The organism is Pedococcus sp. P1_H8, from assembly GCF_056405175.1.
Genome location: NZ_JBFUCP010000133.1, coordinates 1 through 520, shown reverse-complemented (window position 1 = coordinate 520; position 520 = coordinate 1). Strand labels below are relative to the sequence as shown.

1 pseudogene is annotated in these 520 nt (G+C 66.3%); it reads left to right on the top strand.

What is annotated here, in order from left to right:
- Nucleotides 1-520 (top strand): annotated as a pseudogene (locus tag AC1DYG_RS19230) (hypothetical protein); the annotation flags it as partial.

Here is a 520-nt window from a genome sequence, read left to right as displayed (position 1 = left end):
AGCCGAACAGGGGCCGCAGGCGCTCGCACTCGGCGTGCTGCGCGCGGTTCCCGTACAGGTCTCCACGGCCGTACCCTTTGCAGTGCTGATGGCGACACTCGCTACACCGATGGTGCTGTTCCTCTACGGCGATCAGTGGGGCCCGTCCGCAGACGTGCTGCGCTATCTCGCGGTCCTGATGGTCGTGCGGATGCTGACATCGCTGGCGTTCGACATCTTGACCTCCTTGGGAGCGACGAAGGCCACCGTGTGGCTCAACGCCGGTTGGGCCATAGCGCTGATTCCCGCCCTGTGGGTCGGAACCCACCTGGACGGCGTCCAGGGCGCAGCCATCGCACACGCCGCTGTGGCGGTACTCATCGCGCTTCCGTTAGCCGTGCTTGCCTTGCACCGTGCGGGCATCAGCCTGGTACCGACGCTGCCTACACTCGTGCGTCCGGCGATCGGTACCGCGCTGGCTGCCGGTGTGGTCATGCTCGTTGTCCCCTTGGTCAACGGTGGTGCGTTCGCGCAGTTGGTG